The organism is Pseudomonas protegens (assembly GCF_003732485.1).
Lineage (GTDB): Bacteria > Pseudomonadota > Gammaproteobacteria > Pseudomonadales > Pseudomonadaceae > Aquipseudomonas > Aquipseudomonas protegens_B.
Map to the genome: position 1 here is coordinate 9532 of NZ_MOAK01000054.1, position 1679 is coordinate 11210.

At 57.1% G+C, this 1679-nt stretch carries 2 protein-coding genes and 1 pseudogene; all 3 read right to left on the minus strand.

Translation table 11 applies throughout. The features are described from left to right. Positions 1-292 (minus strand): annotated as a pseudogene (locus tag BLX41_RS35350) (energy transducer TonB); the annotation flags it as partial. Positions 293-732: 440 nt separating this feature from the next. Then, on the minus strand, positions 733-1056 hold the full coding sequence (locus tag BLX41_RS13940; RefSeq protein ID WP_123725357.1) for a hypothetical protein: 324 nt from the start codon (positions 1054-1056) through the stop codon (positions 733-735). A gap of 201 nt (positions 1057-1257) precedes the next feature. Then, positions 1258-1679, minus strand: a 422-nt coding sequence (locus tag BLX41_RS35355) for a LysR substrate-binding domain-containing protein (RefSeq protein ID WP_259744900.1), incomplete at its 5' end; no start/stop codon positions are given.

A 1679-nucleotide genomic window follows, 5' to 3' on the forward strand; every position in this document is an offset into this window, starting at 1 on the left:
GCGGCGCGGGCCGGGAAAACTCGATAGTCATCGGCGGAATTTCCGGCGGCACGATCGGTAATACCGGAGTCGGCTGCTGGTTGATCCAGTAGATCACCGCACCGTGCAACAGCAGGGCGATCACCCCGAGCGCAATCGCCTCGCGCCGCCGCAGCCCGGCCTTGGGAGCCTTCTGCAAACGTAATTGGCCCAACGGCAAGCGATGCGGCCGGCCGAGATCGACCAGATCGCCGCTCGGTGCCTGACGCCACAGCACCTCGTGCGCACTGGCGGCGGTCTGGACATTGCCCATTGATTAACTCCCTACAGTCTTTTGCGAATAACCCGACCCGCACCTGCGAACTCCCCCGGAGCAGCGTCGAGGGCTGAATGATTGGCGCCAGACACTTATCTCCGAAAGTAATATTTAAAATTATGAATAGATCAGAAACGAATATGAAGAACCGCATTTTTGTGTAAAGCCCTGTCAATCAAGGGCTGCAGACAAACGCCCCGATAGCCATGCCTTGCAGGCATTAAAAATATTCGTCAAAGGCATTAGAAACAGCCCGGGTGAATGTCGGTTAGTTCGGCGAAGCGGAAGCGGAGAAGACCAGAAAGAGAAAACACCAAATAGGCCGATACAACTAAAAAAGCAGCACCGATAGTTAAAATATAAAAAAAGCTCTAATAAAAATCGGCCCGATCTTGACGATCGGGCCGCTGCCATTACTGCAACTTGCGCCAGGCGGATTACTGCCTGAGGAATTCGCCGCTCAGCCCGACTACGTCACCGCTGAAGTTGGTCCGTGCGCCCAACGCCCGCAGACGCCCGTATTTGTGATCCGACGAAAACAGCGCCCAGGCCTGGTAGCCATAGTCGAAGTTGTAGGCGGAAAAGCTGATGGTGGTGGGCTGGCCGCTGTTGTTCTGGAAGTGGTAGTGGCCGGTCACGCTGTACTTCACACCCGCCTGGGTGAGCTCGCCGCTGAAAGAACCATTGGGGTCGTTACCGTCGGTCACGACCAGACTGGCATCAGCGTTGGAGTTTACGTAAGTTCCGTTAATGCTTGACATGATGCGATTTCCTTATGCTGTTTAATTATCTTCCAATGAACGCGAGTTCCTTCTGGAAACTCACGACAGGAGAATGGCCGGCAACTTTAACCCTGTCCACGACAAACACCGTTTACTACTCAACGAAATCGCTATAGCTATCCATTAGTTGCAACATAAGTTATCGCCGCAGCTAACAGTAGTTATAACCGACTGCACCATTCACAGTTTCAGTACCTGACTCTCGCACAGCGCCAGCAGCTGGCTTTCCAGGGCCTTGCCGGCCCGACTCAAGCCGCTACCGGCGTACAACGCCAGGCGCACGCCCTGGATGTCCGGCAAACCGCTGGCGGCGTCGAGAATCCGATGCCCCTTGCCCAGCACCCGCACCGGCAACAGGCTGATGCCCAGGCCCGCCGCCACCGCCGAACAGACGCTGGCCAGGCTGGCACTGGAATAGGCGATGCGCCAGGGCCAGCCACCCACCTCCAGGTGGTGGAGCATTTCCTGGCGATACAGGCCACCCACCGGAAACGCCACCAAAGGCAGCGGATCACGGCCAAAGGCCGGCTGGCGCAGGCTGTCGACCCAGCACAGCGGCTCGGGCCAGGAGTCCAGGCAGTCGTCGCTATGACCCATCTGCT

Bases quoted from the DNA above. Each gene is read 5' to 3' on its own strand.
- BLX41_RS13940 (WP_123725357.1), bottom strand. From the start codon at position 1,056: ATGTCAAGCATTAACGGAACTTACGTAAACTCCAACGCTGATGCCAGT.